11 protein-coding genes and 3 pseudogenes are annotated in these 17,923 nt (G+C 66.2%); 3 read left to right on the forward strand and 11 right to left on the reverse strand.

From position 1 onward, the window contains the following. Positions 1 to 222 precede the first annotated feature (222 nt). The 9 genes and pseudogenes from CDN38_RS21015 to CDN38_RS21055 all read right to left on the reverse strand — a co-directional run bounded on the left by CDN38_RS21015 (position 223) and on the right by CDN38_RS21055 (position 11,048). Complete coding sequence (locus tag CDN38_RS21015; RefSeq protein WP_075512663.1) at positions 223 to 2,013, reverse strand: serine/threonine-protein kinase; 1,791 nt, start codon at positions 2,011 to 2,013, stop codon at positions 223 to 225. 376 nt (positions 2,014 to 2,389) lie between these two features. Beyond that, a complete protein-coding gene (gene embR / locus CDN38_RS21020; RefSeq protein WP_075512664.1) occupies positions 2,390 to 3,550 on the reverse strand; it encodes an ATPase/transcriptional regulator EmbR in 1,161 nt (386 codons plus the stop codon). 270 nt (positions 3,551 to 3,820) lie between these two features. Beyond that, positions 3,821 to 4,515: pseudogene (locus tag CDN38_RS21025) on the reverse strand (C39 family peptidase). A 196-nt stretch (positions 4,516 to 4,711) separates the two neighbouring features. Beyond that, positions 4,712 to 5,425 carry a C39 family peptidase gene (locus CDN38_RS21030; protein WP_075512665.1) on the reverse strand — a complete coding sequence of 238 codons (714 nt, stop codon included), beginning with the start codon at positions 5,423 to 5,425 and terminating at the stop codon, positions 4,712 to 4,714. Positions 5,426 to 5,554: 129 nt separating this feature from the next. Next, positions 5,555 to 5,947: a DUF4189 domain-containing protein gene (locus tag CDN38_RS21035; RefSeq protein ID WP_099319448.1), complete on the reverse strand. Its 393-nt coding sequence runs from the start codon at positions 5,945 to 5,947 to the stop codon at positions 5,555 to 5,557. Between the two features lie 67 nt (positions 5,948 to 6,014). After that, entirely contained in the window at positions 6,015 to 6,749 is a 735-nt protein-coding gene (locus CDN38_RS21040) for an LppX_LprAFG lipoprotein (protein WP_075512681.1), read from the reverse strand. A 171-nt stretch (positions 6,750 to 6,920) separates the two neighbouring features. Further along, entirely contained in the window at positions 6,921 to 7,256 is a 336-nt protein-coding gene (locus tag CDN38_RS21045; protein ID WP_075512666.1) for a DUF732 domain-containing protein, read from the reverse strand. A 127-nt stretch (positions 7,257 to 7,383) separates the two neighbouring features. Next, entirely contained in the window at positions 7,384 to 9,297 is a 1,914-nt protein-coding gene (locus tag CDN38_RS21050; RefSeq protein WP_075512667.1) for an ABC transporter ATP-binding protein, read from the reverse strand. A 2-nt stretch (positions 9,298 to 9,299) separates the two neighbouring features. Beyond that, entirely contained in the window at positions 9,300 to 11,048 is a 1,749-nt protein-coding gene (locus CDN38_RS21055; protein ID WP_075512668.1) for an ABC transporter ATP-binding protein, read from the reverse strand. A gap of 147 nt (positions 11,049 to 11,195) precedes the next feature. On the opposite strand from CDN38_RS21055, the gene CDN38_RS21060 reads away from it, so the two are divergent. Both CDN38_RS21060 and CDN38_RS21065 read left to right on the forward strand, forming a co-directional pair. Further along, positions 11,196 to 11,753 (forward strand): DUF3558 domain-containing protein, encoded by a 558-nt coding sequence (locus CDN38_RS21060; RefSeq protein ID WP_075512683.1) that lies wholly within the window; start codon positions 11,196 to 11,198, stop codon positions 11,751 to 11,753. Next, complete coding sequence (locus tag CDN38_RS21065; protein ID WP_075512669.1) at positions 11,750 to 12,292, forward strand: DUF3558 domain-containing protein; 543 nt, start codon at positions 11,750 to 11,752, stop codon at positions 12,290 to 12,292. Before CDN38_RS21060 ends, CDN38_RS21065 begins: the two co-directional genes overlap by 4 nt. Positions 12,293 to 12,318: 26 nt before the next feature. Here CDN38_RS21065 and CDN38_RS21070 read toward each other — a convergent pair whose 3' ends face one another. Together CDN38_RS21070 and CDN38_RS21075 are read right to left on the reverse strand one after the other, a co-directional pair. After that, positions 12,319 to 12,831 (reverse strand): SixA phosphatase family protein, encoded by a 513-nt coding sequence (locus tag CDN38_RS21070; protein WP_075512670.1) that lies wholly within the window; start codon positions 12,829 to 12,831, stop codon positions 12,319 to 12,321. Positions 12,832 to 12,865: 34 nt separating this feature from the next. After that, positions 12,866 to 14,258 (reverse strand): annotated as a pseudogene (locus CDN38_RS21075) (HNH endonuclease signature motif containing protein). 294 nt (positions 14,259 to 14,552) lie between these two features. On the opposite strand from CDN38_RS21075, the pseudogene CDN38_RS21080 reads away from it, so the two are divergent. Beyond that, positions 14,553 to 17,812, forward strand: a pseudogene (locus CDN38_RS21080) (helix-turn-helix transcriptional regulator). Positions 17,813 to 17,923 lie beyond the last annotated feature (111 nt).

The following is a 17,923-nucleotide window of genomic DNA, read 5'->3' on the forward strand; positions in this document are numbered from 1 at the left end:
CATCAGCCTCAGCCGAACGACCAATCGTCCACACCCGATTCGGTGTGGCATGCCAGACCCGCCCACCAGCACGCACCTCCAACCGGGGCACCTCCCTCATAACCCGCCTCCGGCACCTCGGGTTCGCAACGGTTCGCCCATCCCGTGCAACTTGCTCATCGCCGCCCTTGCCTGCGGATGTCGTTGTGCTGCTTGGGCTTTAGCGGCTACGGACGGTCCGGATCAGCCGTACTTCGCCCACCACGTGTGCAGTTCGTCGATCGTGGCCGGATCGCCGAAGACGTCGCTGAGCATCAGTTTTTCTTCGTTGGTCCAGATCACGTTCGGGTGGTTCTTGTAGGTGCCACACGCGATCATCCCGGCGGTCACATTCGGCGTCCGGTCGTAATGCCAGCCGTCCGGCGACGGTCCTTCTCCGGGGCAGTTCATCAGATCCACCGCGGCGATGTCGTCGTCGAAGGCCTTCTTGAGCGCGTCAAGAGTCGGAAACAGTCCGTAGATGGCGCGGCTGGGGCCGCCCTGGTTGGTGTTCTGCCCGCAGTTGTACATGGCAGTCGCTCCGGTCCAAACGCTGTCCGGCTTGGGAGTGGTGGGTGTGCACGTGCCGCTGGCGTAGCCGGACGGCAGATAACTCATCAGCCTGCTTTGTGGGTCCCCGGCCGGCGTGGTTGTCGCGGGAGAACTTGGGGTCGTCGGCTTGGTGGTGGTGGGGACGGAGGTCGTGGTGTCCGCCTTCGGGGTTGAGTCCGGTCTGGTCGCCAACCAGATCCCGATGGCGGCGACGACGAGAACGACCACCAGTGCGGCGGCACCGGCCACGATCGGCCACGGGTTGCGCTTGCGCGGCGCGGGCTGATTCCAGGGAACCGGGCCGCCGGGCTGTTGTGGTGGCGTGCCCGGTGGCGAGCCCCCCCAGCCGCCGCCTTGATAGTACTGCGGGACGGGGGCGGGCTGACCGGCGGCCGGAATGGGACCGCTTGCCGGTGCCCATGCGGGCTGCCCGGTCGGGCTCGGCTGTGGCAACGGCCCCGAACCGGCCGGGTCCGAGTACTGCGGCGTCGGTGGCGGCGTGGCAGCAGCTAGCGTCGGAGGTTGGGGCGCAAAAGGCGCAAAAGCGGTGCCCGGCAGGGTCGCTTCCTGGCTGCGGCGCAGGATGTCGGCGGCGTGGTCTTGATCGGGGTCGCTGAGCGCGTCGTGGGCAGCGCGGGCGAAATCGCCGGCGCTGGCGTAGCGGTCCTCGGGTCTCTTGGCCATGCCACGCGCGATCACCGCGTCCAACCCCTTGGGTATCCCCGAGCGCGCGGCGCTGGCCTGCGGCACCGGATCCATCAGGTGCGCGGTGACCAATGTGGACGCGCTGTCGGCGCGATACGGCGGGGAGCCGGTCAAACATTCGTACAACACGCACGCCAATGCGTAGATGTCGGCGCGGTAGGTGACTTCGTCGTTGGAAAACCGTTCGGGCGCCATGTATTTCCAGGTGCCCACCGCCGTGCCCAATTGGGTCAGCTTCTCGTCGGTGGTGGCGCTGGCGATGCCGAAGTCGACAAGGTAGGCGAAGTCGTCGCGGGTCACCAGGACGTTGGGCGGTTTGACGTCGCGGTGCATCACCCCCGCGGCGTGGGCCGCGTCGAGGGCGGAGGCGACCTGGCTGATGATGGCCACCGCCCGCGGCGGGGTCAGCGGACCGAAACGCTTGAGCAGGGTATCTAGGTCGGTGCCCTCGATCAGGCGCATCTCCAGGTACATCTGCCCGTCGATCTCACCGTAGTCGTGGATGGGCACCACATGGGGTTCCTGCAACCGACCGGCGGTGCGGGCTTCGCGCTTCATCCGCTCGCGAAACACCGGGTCCTTACTGAATTCCGCGGTCATCAGCTTGACCGCGCACGGCCACTCCTTGACGGTGTTCTCGGCCTCGTAGACCTCACCCATACCGCCACGGCCCAGCAGCCGCTTGAGGTGGTAAGGGCCGAACATCGACCCCACACGCGAGTCTGGCGCCTCGCCCATCGCTGATCCTCCCTCGACCCAACCCGAATTCCGCCGACCCTATCAAGCGGGCACCAGGTATCGCAGCGAGTGCGACCGTCGGCCCAGCAACCCGTGACGGTAACCATGACGGTAAGCCCTCGCCAACCGGACCGCATGAAAACGGGGCTTATCCGTCGGTGGGCGACCGGGCACCGGTTGCCCTGTCGGTCTTCGGACGAAAACGGTCGGCCACGACGGCCGTCCGGCTATGGCCGCGCGCTAGCCGAGCGCCCCACCGTGCGGTCACCGCACGCCGAAAAGCCTTGGCGCAGTACGACACTGAGTCGGCACCCGTCCTATTGGGCCGGCTCGTCGCGGGTCAAAGCGGTTGCGACACAACCGTGCTGCCGCCAGGCTAGCGGTCACGCCGGGCAGCGATCTGAAAGGTGAATTCGTGGTCGCAGATGCGGATGTGATCGCCGTCGTTGAGCGTGGCGGCACCGCGGATCCGCTGGTGCCCTACGTGCACACCGTTGGATGACCGGAGATCGTTGATGATGTAGTTGGTCCCGGTGTCGATGATGACCGCGTGATGGCGGCTGATCTTCGCGCTGTCGAGAACGATGTCGTTGTCACTGAGACGGCCGATTCGGGTCGCCGCGGTGCGAAGCGGGTGGTCGTGCCCGGTGGCGATGTCGTGCAGGCAGGCCACGGCATGTTGCCCGGTCACCATGGTGCGCTGGTCGAGCGCGGTGACGGTGCCGACGGCGGTGGACTTGGCATTCATCTTGGCGTCCAACGGTTCCTGGCGCAGGATCCGTTCGTTGAGACCGCGCAGGGTCGGGCCGGGGTCGATGCCGAGATCCTCGGCCAGGGTTGTCTTTACCCGCCGATACGCGCCCAACGCGTCGGATTGCCGATCGGTGAGGTAATAGGCGGTGATCAGCTGCGCCCACAGCGGTTCGCGATACGGGTGTTCGACGGTGAGGGCCTCCAGCTCGGTGATCACCTCAGCAGCACGGCCGCAAGCGATCTCGGCTTCCGCCTTGGCGGTGTGGGCGAGAATCTTGTCCTCCACGAGCGCGGTGGCGAACGCGTCGACGAACTGGAAGTCACGCAGGTCGTCGAGCACGGGTCCACGCCATTCCCGCAGTGCCGCAGCCAAATGCCGGCTGGCCTGGTCGAATTTGCCGGCAGCGGCCGCGTGCACCCCGGCAGCTTTCTCCGCGATGAACCGCCCGAGATCACAGCTGTTCTCGGGGATGCTGAGCCGGTAGCCCGGGGGCGCCGCAGCCAATACCGCCCGGGGGTCTACCCCGGCGCCGCTGAGCAGCTTGCGCAGGTTGGACACGTAGGAATGAATGCTGGCCCGGGCTCCGGAGGGTGGCCACTCCTCCCAGAGGGCGGTGATCAGCGCGTCGACCCCGACCGGCCGGTTGCGGTTGATCACCAGCATGGCCAGCACCGCCCGCTGTTTAGGGGTGCCGGTCGGTACCAGGGCGCCGTCGATGCTCATCTCCAGCGGTCCCAGCAGACCGAATTCGAGACGTTTGCCCGTCATTGCGTTACCAGCCATCCCGGGTCCTCCGCGGCTTCATCTGCGCCTCATCTGCCTAGTGTCAAGCAACCGTCGTCAACGGTCATTCTGGTACGAAGTTCGCCGCTCCGGTACGAACCAACGGCCCGGGCACGTCGATCCCGTCGCGCCGCCGGGCCGGAAGCTCCCGGCTATCGGTATCCTTCAAGCGAATCACTATGTCGCCCTGCGGGACACGCGATGGGCGGGCAACTGAGCGGGCGCGTTGCCCGCGGTGGCTACCTGCCGCCGCCGTCCCCGTGGTCGTGGTCAGGTGCCGGTGGTGACGACCAGGAAGTCGTGGCTGGTGGCCCACGCCTTGACGAAGGCCTCGATCGGGACCTGCTCGTCGTGGCCTTGCTTGGTACCGCTGTCGTTGAGGTGCACGATGCCGTTGGCGGTGTCGACGCCGGTGACCACCACCGCGTGGTCCGAGCGCGGATTACCGTCGCTGTCTTTGCTTTCGATCGGCTCACCCAGATCATTTCGGCGTTGAGGCTGACGATGACCTTGTGGCCGCCGCCCAGGTACTGCTCGAGCGCCTCCATGCCCGTGGGGACGCCGGTTTGCGGGGCGTCGTCGGTGTCGGTGACCTTGGCGTCGACGCCGTAGTGCGCCAGCAGGGCCGGCACGTCCCACATGCTGGTGCCGATGCCGGAATTCGGGTTCGACGGGTCAGCGGGTTTGATGTAGATCGAGCCGGGGTGGACGGTGCTGGGTGTCGACTGGGCCACCTTGACGATCGACCTCTCCGAAGGTTCCTTGCCGGTGATCTGACCGATCACGTCGGCGCTCGACATGATGACGCAGTCGTCGTACTTCTGGTAGCGCCACCACTTGGCGGCCGCCACGGGGTCGCCGTACATCGTGCCCGTAGCCGCATCGGCCGGGACGGCCAGTCCCAGTGCCAGCGCGCCCGCGAAGGTGGCGGCGACGGCCGTCTTGGCGATGGTGGAGATCTTCATCGGTGCTTCCCTTTTTCTCGTTCTCTCGTTCCGCCCCCGTCGGATGGCTGCGGAATGGGCGTTGAGAAAAGGTTTCGCTGACGTTATCTCTATGAATCCTTGAAGTGATCTGCGGGCTATCAGGAGCCGCAAAACACGAGTAGCGGGCAGCCGACCCGGCGCTCGGGTGGCTGCCCGCCATGTGTGGGACCACGGGCTACTTGCGTGTTTCCTGGGTGACGGTCACGAAGTAGTGGCTGGTGGCCCAGGCCTTGACAAAGGTCTCCAGGGGGATCTGCTCGTCGCGACCGTCCGGATTGCCGCTGTCGTTGAGGTGGACTACACCGTTGGCGGTGTCGACGCCGGTCACCACCACTGCGTGGTCGGCCCGCGGCTGGCCGTCGGTGCCCTTGTTCTGGATTGGTTCGTTCCAGATCATTTCAGCGTTGACGCCGACGATCACCGCGTGGCCGCTGCCCAGGTACTGCTCGAGCGCGTCCATGCCGGTGGCGAGGCCGGTCTGCGCGGCGCTGTCCGAGTCGGTGTTGACGCCGTGGACCCCGTAGTGCGCCAGCAGTGTCGGCAGGTCCTCCGGGTTGGTGCCCATGCCCGAGTTCGGGTCGTTCTTGTCGGTCGGCTTGATGTAGATCGAGCCGGGGTGGCTGGTGCTGGGTGTCGACTGGGCCACTTTGATGATGGCCCGCTCCGAGGGCAGCTTGCCTGTGATCTGGCCGATCACGTCGGCGCTGGACATGATGGCGCAGTCGTCGTAGTTCTGGTGGCGCCAGTACTTGGCGGCCGCGGCCGGGTCGCCGAACATGGTGCCGCCGACGGATGCGTCGGCCTGGCTGGCCAAGCCCAGCGACAGGCCGGCCGCGAGCGCGGCGGCGACGGCTGCCTTGGCGACGATAGAGATGTTGACGGTCTTCATGGCCGGGTCCTTTCTCAATTCCGCTCCGGTGGAGGGGGGTTGAGAAAAGGCTCTGATGGTGGCCTATCCGTTATCTCGTCGAATTCTTGGAGTGACCTCGGGCCGCGGCCCGGCCGTGCGGGGGGCGCGTCAGTTGCAGGCCCACGTGTCGATGTAGCCGCCGTCGAGCTTGCTCAGCGCGTCTTTCATGGCGGCGCTGAGATTGGGACCCGTGCCGCCCTTGTAGTCGCGGTCTTTCGCGGCGACGGCGCCGCAGGCGGTGAAGGAGGTGAGCACCTTGCAATCGGAATAGCCGCACGATTTGACCGCGGTGGCTTCGGCAGCCGCCTTGGTGGGGTAGGCCCACGACCGGCCCCATGACCCGTTGCTGGAATAGGCGATAGCACCGTAGGAATCGGTGGCGCGTGCCACGGTCGCCGCAGTCGCCGCCGTTGTTGCGATGGCCGCGATGGTCGAGATGACAACCGCCAGCCGGGCGACCGTCACGGCGAACCGGCGCCGATGGGGAACCATCATCGTCATTGGTGAATCCTTTCCGAGCGTCGGCGGTCCGGCCGGATCAACATGCCGTGACGCCATCCGCCAATGGCTAGACCGGTTTGGTAGCGGTGACCTGTTTGCCCCAGTCGGACATTGTCAGCGTCACCGAAGTGTTGGGGGCCGGGACGATCTGGATTTGCACGAGATGTGAGGACCCGTCCGAAGCGGTCCACACGGTGGTGGGCACCGTGGAAACGTCCTCGGTGGTCAACCGTGAGCCGGCCAGCGTCGCGATGTCGTCGGCACTCGATTTCCCGGTGATCTTGGTGGTGGCAACGCCGTTCACCTGCTGGGAGCCGGCCACCGACGCGTCCTTGAGGTTGGCCAGTACGTTGGCCAAGCCCTTGTCGGGGTCCAGCAGCACCGACACGTTGTAGATGGACGCGCCGTTGCCGAAGTCGGTATACATGCCGGGTTGGCCGAGGTCGGAGTAGAGGTGACCGTCGACATAGACGAATTTGACGTCCTGGGTGTCCTTGCCGACGAGCATCGTCGCGCTGCCGGTGGCGGCGGTCTGCGGTGTGTTGGATACATCGCCGTCGAGCTTTGTCACCCGCAGGTTTGGCACGTCACCCTGCACGGCAAGGCTGAGGTGCATGCCGGTGACTTTGCGCATCACGTCGGTGGCTTGCTTGAGCAACCTCGCCGCCTCCTCGCTGGTGGCGGTGGCCGTGGCGCTCGACGATTTGGCGCCGGTATCCGAATGTCCGCAGCCGCTGATCGTCAGGGCGACAGCGAGTCCGGTGGCCGCGGCGGCGACAACGCTTCGACGCGCAAGCTTCATCGACATCTCCTTAGTCAGCCCGCAGTTGCTCAAGCCGAACTCCGAGCTTAGTGAGCCCTGGGTTAGGGCCGGCCGGTCTGGGTCCACCTACCTCTCCGCGGCCGACTGGCGCAGAATGCGCGATGCGGGGATCCCGGTTCTCGGGATCCCCGCATGCTGTGTGGGAGTCGATCAGGTGAGCTGGCTGGCGTACTGCGGGCAGTAGTCCTTGGTTGCGTAGACGACGAAGTAGGCGGCTTGCTTGGAGGTCAGGTTGGTCTGGCTGAGGATTTCACTGGCGATTTGGGATCCGGTTGCTCCGGCCGCCAATTCGGTGCAGACCTGGTGGCCCTCTTGGACCGCCGCCTGCGGTGAGGAGAAGGTAACGCCAACCGACTCCATCTGCGAGATGAATGCCGCGTCAGCTGCCGTGGTGGCCGAGGCGACGCCGGCGGTGGCGACGGCAAGCCCGACGCCGGCGGCGCCGACGGCGGTGGCCAGGACTGCGGTGAGGCGTGCTGAGAACATTGCTGAGGTCCTTTGCTGAGTGCTGTGGGTTTCCTGCTTGGTGACCTCAGCTTCGGACCGACCTCTTGGCGAATTCTCAATAACTTCTTGATAACTTCCCGGCGCCGATTCGCCCGGCGCGGCGAGGTTAGGCCTGAGTCATCGCGTAGTAGGCGCCGCGCCGGGCCAGCAGTTCGGCGCGGTTGCCCTGTTCGACGATCCGTCCGTCCCGTACGACCACGATGCGATCGGCATCGCGAATCGTCGAAAGCCGATGGGCGATAATGAAACTCGTTCTGTCTCGGCGAAGTTCGCACATCGCTTGGGCGATGAGCAGCTCGGTGCGGGTATCGACCGAGCTGGTGGCCTCGTCCAGGATCAGCAGTTGGGGGCGCGCAAGGAACGCCCGCGCGATGGTGATCAGCTGCTTCTCGCCGGCGCTGATATTGCTCCCGTCGCCGCTGATCCGGGTCTGATAGCCGGCCGGCAGGCTACGCACGAACCGGTCGACATGAGCCGCTCTGGCGGCTTCGGTTATCTCGCGCGGGGCGGCGTCCGGCCGCCCGTAGGCGATGTTTTCGGCGATCGTCCCGTCGAACAGCCAGGTGTCTTGCAGCACCATGCCGATCCGTGACCGCAATGCTGGCCGGCTCATCGAAGCGATGTCCACGCCGTCGATCAGGATTCGGCCGGAATCGACCTCGTAGAACCGCATCAGCAGGTTCACCAGCGTGGTCTTGCCCGCGCCGGTCGGTCCGACGATCGCCACCGTGCTACCCGGCTCGGCCACCAGCGACACGTCCCGGATCACCGGGTGACCGGGGTGGTAGGCGAAGCTCACGTGTTCGAACTCGACGCGACCGGGCCGGCTCGGGCCCCGGACCGGCTCCGGGCCCCGGATGGCTGAAACCGGCTCCGGCTCTTCTTCGGCCTCGTCGAGCAGCTCGAACACCCGCTCGGCGCTGGCCACCCCCGATTGCAGGGTGTTGTACATCCCGGCCACCTGGCTCACCGGCATGTTGAACTGGCGGACATATTGAATGAAGGCCTGGATACTGCCCAGCGTGATGTGTCCGGTGGCGACCTGCAGGCCACCCACCACGGCGACGGCGACGTAACCGAGGTTGCCGATGAACGTCGTCGCCGGTCCGACCAGGCCGGACAAGAACTGCGCGCCGAAGCTGGCCTGGTAGACGTCGTCGTTGAGCTTGCGGAATTCTTCTCGCGCGGCGGCCTGGTGGCCGAAGGTCTTGACCACCGTGAAGCCGCTGTACGTCTCTTCGATGTGGGCGTTGAGGCGCCCGGTGCTGGTCCAATGCGCAACGAACAGTCCTTGCGAACGTCGCGTGATCGCCCGGGTCACCAGCAGCGACAGCGGCACCGTCAGCACCGTGATCAGCGCCAGCAGCGGCGAGATCCACACCATCATGAAAAGCACGGCCAGCACCGTCAGCATCGAGGTCACCAGCTGGCTGATCGTCATCGACAGCGACGACTGGACGTTGTCGATGTCGTTGGTGACCCGGCTCAACAGCTCGCCGCGCTGACGTCCGTCGAAGTAGGACAACGGCAGCCGGTGCACTTTGTCCTCGACATCGGACCGCAACGTCGTTATGGTCCGCTGCACCGTCAGGTTGAGCAGCCGGGCCTGAGCCCAAATCAACAGCGACGCAACCAAATACAGCGCCAGCGCCAGCGCCAGCGTGCGTCCCACCGCGCCGAGGTCCACCCCCCGGCCCGGCACCACATTCATCCCGGACAGCAGGTCGGCGAACGCGTTGTCACCGCGGGCCCGGGCCGCCGCGACGGCCTGCGCCTTGGTGATGCCGGCCGGCAGCCGTCGCCCGATCACGCCGTTGAACAACAGATCGGTGGCATGGCCCAGGATTCGCGGAACGACCACGCTGATCGCCGTACCGGTGATACCCAGCGTGATCACCGCAAGGCTGAGCCGGCGTTGCGGCGCGAGCCGTTTCACCAGGCGCGCCGCCGAACCCCAGAAGTCTTGCGACCGCATGGTAGGGGGCGGCGCCGCGCCGCGCGGCCGCTGGTTCGTTGCCATGGTCACGGGACGCCCCCGGCGCCGACGGTCACCGACTGCGAGATGGCGAATTCGGCATACGTGGGGCAGTCGGCCAGCAGGGCTTCGTGGGTGCCCGCGCCGACGATCCTGCCGTCATCGACGACGAGCACCTGATCGGCCTGGCATGCAGTCGAAACACGTTGGGTGACAATGATAATGGTTGAAGCTGCGGCCACCTCACGCAGCTGCGAGCGAACGCGGGCCTCGGTGTGCACGTCCAGAGCCGAGAACGCGTCGTCGAACAGATAGATGGCGGGGCGGCGGATCACGGCCCGCGCGATCGCCAGCCGTTGGCGCTGCCCACCGGAGAAGTTGATCCCACCCTGGCCGACGCGCATGTGCAGCCCGTGCGCCCGCACGAAATCGTCTGCGGCGGCGACCCGCAGCGCCTCCCACATCTCCGCGTCGGTTACCGACTGGTGCGGGGCCGCGCCGTAACGCAGGTTGTCGGCGACGGTGCCGGAAAAGAGGTAGCCGCGCTGCGGCACCAAACCGATTGCAGTCCACAGTCTTTCGGTGTGGTAGTCCCGGACGTCGATGCCGTCGATCAGGACGGCGCCGCCGGTGACGTCGCGGAGCCGGCAGATCAGCGAGACAAGCGTCGACTTGCCCGAGCCGGTACTGCCGACAATCGCGGTGGTGGCACCCGGCCGCGCGGTCAGCGAGATATCCTGCAGCACCGGACAATCAGCGCCCGGATAAGTGAACGTCACACCGTCCAGACGGACCACGCCGGCGATTCCGTCCGGCGGGAACATGGGATTTGCGGGGTTGCCGATGGCGGCGCGGGTGGACAGCACCTCGGTGATGCGTTCAGCGCACACGGATGCTCGCGGCAGCACCACCAGCGTCATCGTCGCCATCAACACCGCCATCAGAATCTGGGCGAAATACGCCAGGAAGGCGCTCAGCGAGCCCACCTGCATCTGGCCGTTGTCGATGCGCAGGCCGCCGAACCAGATCACCGCGACGCTGGAAGCATTGATGGTCAGGGTGGTCACCGGCAGCATCAGCGCTTGCCAGTTACCCGCTGCCAGTGCGGTCTTGGACAGCGCGGTGTTCGCCCGGGCGAACCTGTCCCGCTCGAAGCCTTCCCGGGTGAAGGCGCGGACCACCCGGACCCCGGACAGTTGGTCGCGCAGCACTCGGTTGATGCCGTCGATCAGGTTCTGCATGCTGCGAAACAACGGCAGCAGGTGCGTCATGATCCAGTAGTTCGCCACCGCCAGGACCGGGACGCTGACCAGTAGCAGCCAGGTCAGTGCGGCTTCCTGGTGAATCGCCATGAGAATGCCGCCGACGCTCATGATCGGCGCGGCGACCAGCACGGTGGCCGTCGTCTGCACCAGGAACACGATCTGGCGCACGTCGTTGGTGCTTCGGGTCAGCAACGTCGAGGCGCCGAACCGGGCGGTCTCTTGTTCGGAGAAGGTGACGACGTGTTCGAACATGGCTGAACGCAGGTCGCGGCCGAAGCCGGTCCCAGTCCGGGAGCCAACGTAGAGCGCACCGACCGCGCACAGCGCCTGCAATCCGGTGACGCCGAGCATCACCACGCCCAGCCGGACGATGATGGCGGTGTTGCCCTTGGCGACTCCGTCGTCGATGATCGCGGCGTTGACGGTGGGAAGGTACAGCGAAGCCAGGGTGCTGATCAGCTGCAACACCATCAGTACGGCGATCAGCCGGCGGTAGGGCCGCAGGTACTGGCGCAGCAGTGCCAGGAGCATGGGGTAACTGTCGCACACCGCGCCTGCCCGGCACCGGCGCCAGGTTCGCTCGTGAGACCGAAATGCCTGATCAGCGGGCGTGTCGTGATTGACCTCTGGGGCTGCGGCTACAGTGCATGCTGTGAGCGGCAGAAGAAGAGGTACGCGGTGCGGCGCAATGTGACGACGCTGGTGTTGGCGGCGTCGGCCCTGGTGGCTTTGACACCGGCGATCGCGGGGTGTTCCAGTTCCGGCGCCAACCAGGAGGGTGCGACGATTTCGTCGACGCCCGGCAACGCGGCGGGCAAGCACGGGCCGTTTTTCCCGCAGTGCGGCGGCATCAGCGATCAGACGGTGACCGAGCTGACCAGGGTCGGCGGGCTGATCAACACGGCCAAGAACTCGGTGGGCTGCCAATGGCTGGCAGGCGGCGGAATCATGGGACCGCACTTCTCCTTCTCCTGGTACCGTGGTAGCCCGATCGGGCGGGAGCGCAAGACCGAGGAACTGTCGCGGGCGAGTGTCGAGGACATCAACATCAACGGCCACAGCGGCTTCATTGCGATCGGCAACGAGCCCAGTCTGGGTGATTCGTTGTGTGAAGTGGGGATCCAATTCCAGGATGATTTCATCGAGTGGTCGGTGAGCTTTAGCCAGAAGCCATTTCCCCCACCGTGTGACGTCGCGAAGGAATTGACCCGCCAATCGATTGCGAACGCGAAATGAGACGTGTTCTGGTCGGTGCCGCCGCATTGATCACCGCGCTGGTTTTCCTGGTGGGTTGCACGAGATCGGTTTCCGGCACCGCCATGAAGGCGGGCGCGGGCGGGGTGCCGCGCAACGACAATTCCGAAAGGCAATATCCGAACCTGCTCAAGGAATGTGAGGTCCTGACCACCGACATCCTGGCCAAGACCGTCGGTGCCGATCCGCTCGACATCCAAAGCACATTCGTGGGCGCGATATGCCGGTGGCAGGCGGCCAACCCGGCCGGTTTGATCGACATCACCCGATTCTGGTTCGAGCAGGGCAGTCTGAGCAACGAGCGCAAGGTCGCCGAGGGTCTGAAATACCAGGTCGAGAATCGCACGATCCAGGGCATCGACTCGATTGTGATGCGGACCGGCGATCCCAACGGCGCCTGCGGTGTGGCCAGCGACGCGGCGGGAGTGGTCGGGTGGTGGGTCAACCCGCAGGCGCCCGGTATCGACGCCTGTGGGCAGGCCATCAAGCTGATGGAGTTGACGCTGGCCACCAACGCCTGAGCCGGCAACCACGATCCCCTGGGTGGTCAGGCTTCCCGCGGCACATGGAAGGTGACGAGCGCGGCGTCGCCGGGTCGCAGATCCTCCCAACGTCCTTCGATCTGTAGCACCGCGATCGCCGACGTCGGGAACTTCTCCGAGATGCGTTGTGCAACTGTAGATTCGGTGCTGCCAGCAGTGGCCAGGATGAGGGCCAGCGCAGACGTTGTCGGTTCGTGACCGATGACGAGCAGGGTGGTGATCTCATCGGCCACCCGGTTGATCTCCTCGATCACGACGCCGGGAGTGGCGCCGTAGAGGCGCCGCGCGTAGCGCACCAGCGCATCGATGCCGGTGTGCGCCAACGTTTCTCGGGTGCGAGTGGCCGTCGAGCACAGCACGCTGTCGACCGTCGGCACATTGGCCCGCAACCACTCACCGGCCAGCCGGGCCTCGCGGATACCCCGTGGCGCCAGCGGCCGGTCGTGGTCGGCGACGCCGTCCGGGTAGGCCGACTTCGCGTGTCGCATCAGCACAAGGTTGCGGCGCTGCTCATTCATTGGGCTCACGCTAGTGAATCCGAAAACCGGGTCGCTACGCCGCCTCCTCCTCCTCCTCCTCGTCGTCCTCCTCGTCGTCGTCGCCTCCGTCGCGCAGCAGTTTCTCGATGTGGTGGAATGTGTTGGTTCTCGGCTGGCCGTGGTCGAGATGCGGTGGTGGGATCCATTCGGTGTCGCCGTGGTTGTTCTTGCGGGTGCTCCAGCCGGTGTCGAGGAGTTTGTGGTGGGGGCCGCAGGCCAGGGTGAGTTGGTCGATGTCGCTGCGCTGGGTGCTGGCCCACTCGCGCACATGATGGACTTCGCAGCGATATCCCGGTACGTCGCAGCCGGGTGCGGTGCAGCCACGGTCGCTGGCAGATAAGACAATTCGTTGTCCCGGTGAGGCCAGGCGTTTGGTGTGATACAAGGCCAGGGGTTTTCCCCGGTCGAAGATCGCCAGATAATGACTCGCGTGGCGGGCCAAGCGGATTACATCCGACATAGGTAGCAGGGTGACCACCACCGGTGAGTGCCTGGCCGGCGGCGGCTTGGAGGTCGTTGTGGGTGGTGGTCACGATGATGGCGGCCGGTAGGCCGTTGTGCTGTCCCAACTTTCCGCTGGCCAGCAACGCGCGCAGGCCGGCCAGCAGCCCGTCGTGGTTTCGTTGGCTTTCCGAGCGGGTGTCGCGCTGGGCGGCATCGTCGGGTGCCGGTCCGTCGACCACCGGGCTTTGGTCGTGCGGGTTGCACATGCCCGGGGCGGCCAGCTTGGCCAGCACCGCATCCAGCGTCGCGCGGGCTTCCGGGGTCAGCCAGCCGCTAAGCCGCGACATCCCGTCGAGGCCTTGCTTGCCCACGGTGATGCCGCGGCGGCGGGCGCGGTCGTCATCGCTGAAGGTGCCGTCGGGGTTGAGGCAGTCCATCAGCCGCTGAGCCAGTTTGGCCAGTTGGTCGGGGCCGAACTGGGTGGCCAGCCGGGCCAGATGGACTTCGGCTTTGCCTCGGGTCTCGCTGTCGACGTCGGCGGGCAGGTGGCGAAAGAAGTCGCGGATCACCCGCACCTGCGCCTCGCCGATATGGCCTGCACGCTGAGCGGCCGCGGTGGCGGTCAGTTGCGGTGCCACCGGTTCACCGGTCAGGGCGCGGCGCTGCCCGAGCTCGGCGGCATCGCCGACGCGCCGGCCGGCCTCGGCGCGGGTGATCCGCAACCGGGTGGCCAGCGCCGCGGGCAGCTTCCCGCCCAACTCCTCCTCGCTGGACTGCTCGCCGATCTGGTTGATCAACCCGTGCCGGGCGACCGGTAACCGGCGCGCCACCCGCTCCACGCGCTCCAACACCCGCAACCGCTCGGGGGTGGTGAGCGCCTCGAAAGACATCTCGATCAGCTCGTCGACGTCGGCGTCGAGACGGTCCAGCACCGCCACCACCGTCTCCCGATCCGAATGCATGTTCGAATACTAGCGCGGCCCACCGACAAGTTCGTCGGCGAACGAAACTCCAGTCATGCCATGCAGCCAGCTGCCGGTTCTCGGTGTTGAAGTCGATGAGAAGTTTCGTGGGGCGGATATCCCGGTGATCGGCTTCCAGCGGCCATCGGTCGAAATACCTAAACCCATGACGCGCGCACACGCTTATAGAGACGCGCCCCACAACTCGCACGATTGGCCATTTCGCTGATGTTTTGCGATCGGCGTCTCCGCATGCTGGCTAACATGAGCGAAATTGACTGGAGCGACGTGGGCATGAGCGAGCTACCAACCGGAACGGTGACGTTGCTGCTGGCTGACGTCGAGGGCTCGACACGGTTGTGGGAAAAGCACCCCGACGAGATCGCGGCCGCTATCACCCGCCTGGACCAAGCGATATCGGAGGCGATCGCCGCCCACGACGGTGTCCGGCCGGTCGAGCAGGGCGAGGGCGACAGCTTCGTGATCGCGTTTGCGCGCGCCTCCTACGCGGTGGCCTGTGTGGTGCAGCTGCAGCGCGCACCGCTGGCGCCGATCAGGTTGCGTATCGGGCTGCACACCGGTGAGGTGCGGCTACGCAGCCAAACCAGTGGCGACGGCACTACGTCGGGCCGGCGATCAATCGCACCGCGCGGCTGCGCGAGTTGGCCCACGGTGGCCAGACGGTGTTGTCAGGCACCACCAGTGATTTGGTCATCGACCAGCTCCCGACCGATGCGTGGTTGGCCGATCTCGGCAGTCACCCATTGCGCGATCTACCCGGCCCGAGCGAGTAGTGCAGCTGTGTCATCCCGAGCTGTGCAACGACTTCCCGCCGCTGCGCACGCCGAAAACCATTGCGACCCACAATCTTCCGGTACATCTGACGAATTTCGTTGGCCGCCAACCGGAAATCGCGAGCCTACGCGAAGCGCTAGCCGATAGTCGGCTGGTCACCCTGACCGGAGTGGGTGGGGTAGGTACGACGCGGCTGGCGGTGCATGTCGCCGCCCTGATCGCCAACGAGTTCCGCGACGGCGTGTTCTACGTCGATTTGGCGCCCATCAGCCATCCCGACGTTGTGCCGGTCACGGCGGCCCGTGCGCTCGGTCTACCGGACCTGCCGGGGCGATCGACGATGGACACGCTGCTGCGATTCCTCCGCGGCCGGCAGGTATTGATCGTGCTGGACAACTGCGAGCACCTGCTCGACGCGAGTTCCAAGCTGGTCGTTGGGTTGCTCACTGCCGCGCCGGAACTGACGGTGCTCGCCACCAGCCGTGAGCCGCTCGGGGTGGCGGGCGAAGCGGCGTGGCAGGTGCCCTCGCTGTCGCTGGCGGACGACGCCGTCGAGTTGTTCGCCGACCGCGCCCGCCTGGCCCAGGCCGGCTTTGCCGTGAGCGACAACGCCGACGCTGTGGCGCAGATCTGCACCCGACTTGACGGCATGCCACTGGCGATCGAACTGGCGGCTGCGCGGGGCCGGCGATGTCGCTGACGGAGATCGTCGATGGCCTGCATGACCGATTCCGGTCGCTGACCGGTGGTTCGCGCACCGCGGTGCGCCGCCAGCAGACGTTGCGGGCCTCGGTGGATTGGTCGCATGCGCTGCTCACCGAAACCGAACGCTGCCTGTTTCGCCGGCTCGCGGTGTTCCTCGGTGGCTTCGACCTGGCTGCCGCGCAAACGGTCGCCGGGGGCGACGACATCGAACGCTACCAAGTGCTCGATCAACTCACCCTCCTGGTGGATAAATCGCTGGTGCGCGCCGAAAACTCAAGCGGCCGAACTCGATACCGGCTGCTGGAGACGGTTCGCCAGTACGCACTGGAAAAACTGGGCGAATCCGAAGAGGCCGACGCTATCCGGGCGCGACACCGCGACTACTACACGTCGATGGCTGCGTTGCTGGACACGCCGGGACGCACCGACTACGAGCAACTGCTCCAGCAGGCCGAAACCAACATGGACAATTTGCGGAGCGCTTTCACCTGGAGCCTGGAAAACTCCGACCCCGAACAGGCGCTCGGACTCGCGTCCTCACTGCAACCGCTGTGGCACACCCGTGGCCGCATCCTGGAAGGCTGTGCGTGGTTCGACGCGATACCCATCGACGAAGCGAGCGAACAGCAAGTCACGGCCGCCACGCGGGCTCGGGCGCTGGCCGACATGGCGGTTGTCACCTTATTTCGGGGCGACCGCATGGCTCGAGCACAGCACGCCCTGACCCTCGCTCGTGAGCTCGACGATCCGGCTCTGCTGGCGCGGGCCTTGACGGCGTGCGGCATCGTCGCGGGCTACCTCTACGACGCCGACGCGGCCGCAGCGTACTACGCCGAGGCGGCTGGCCTCGCCCGCGCAATCGGCGACCAGTGGAGGCTGAGCCAGATCCTTGCTCAGCAGTCGAATACAGCTGTCATGCAGGGTGACCCGGCCGCGGCCCATGCGACCGCGGAAGAGGGATGTGATGTCGCCGATGCCGTCGGCGACCGGTTCGGTGCGCGGCTATGTCGCCTCAGCCGCGGATGGGCCCTCCTGATGCGGGGCGACCTGGTCGACGCCGTAGCACAATTCAGCGCTGTGGTGGCCGATTGCCAAGCGGCCCACGATGAGTTTCTCGCGGCGTCTGGCCTCATGGGCCTGGGTGTCGCGCAGGCACAGCGGGGCGAGGTGAGCGCGGCAGCAGAGGCAGCGGAAGTGGCGCTGGAGGCCGTGGCGGACATCGGCGAGTACTTCCGGGGACTGGGGTACGTGGCGTCAGCACAGCGGCGCTGGCCGGTGGCGATGTCGCGGCGGCGCAGGTCGCCAGTGAGGCTGCGTGGTGCTACGTCAGCGTGGCTCAGCTCAAGCTGGCGGTGGTGCAACGCGCCTTCAACGCCGTCGAAGCGGCACGGGCGCTGGGTGATCTGACCGCAGCCCGCTCGTGGGCCGACGCCGCCGTCGCTGTGGCGACAGGCTGGCACGGGGTGGCGGCACATCTGGCTCGCGCTCGGGTGGCGACGGCACATGGCCTGCCAGACCAGGCCGAACGCGATGTCCACGACGCTCTCGCCTGCACAGTGAAAGCATTGTCTCCCTGAATCGTTCAGATATCCTCGATGTGTTGGCCGATCTGAGCAGGAGCAACGGCACGCAGCGAGCAGCACGACTTTTCGGTGCGGCCGATGCCTGCCGCCGGCGTCTGGGGCAGGTGCGGTTCACAGGTCCACCAGTCCGACTACGAGACGTGGGTTGCCCAACTGCGAGATGCTATGGATCACAACGACTTCGATGCGGCATGGGCAGAAGGTGCGGCGCTGAGCACCGAAGAAGCAATCGGCTACCCGCAGCGCGGCCGCGGCGAACGCAAACGCGCGTCCAGCGGCTGGGAGTCTTTGACCCCGGCCGAACTCGACGTCGTCGGATTGGTCACCGAAGGTCTGGGTAACAAAGACATCGCCACCCGGCTCTTTCTGTCACCGCGCACGGTGCAAGCCCACCTCACCCACGTCTACACCAAGCTCGGTATCGCCTCCCGGTTCCAACTCATCCAAGAAGCGGCGCGGCATTCCGAGTAATGGGTTGCTACCTCGCGGCGATGCCAGGTCGCGATACTCGTCGATTGTGTTCGCGGAAATGCTCGTGCGAGAAGCAATATCGGCCGGGCCGTCGGTCATCGAAGCGCATCC

The organism is Mycobacterium ostraviense, assembly GCF_002705925.1.
Classification (GTDB): Bacteria; Actinomycetota; Actinomycetes; order Mycobacteriales; family Mycobacteriaceae; genus Mycobacterium; species Mycobacterium ostraviense.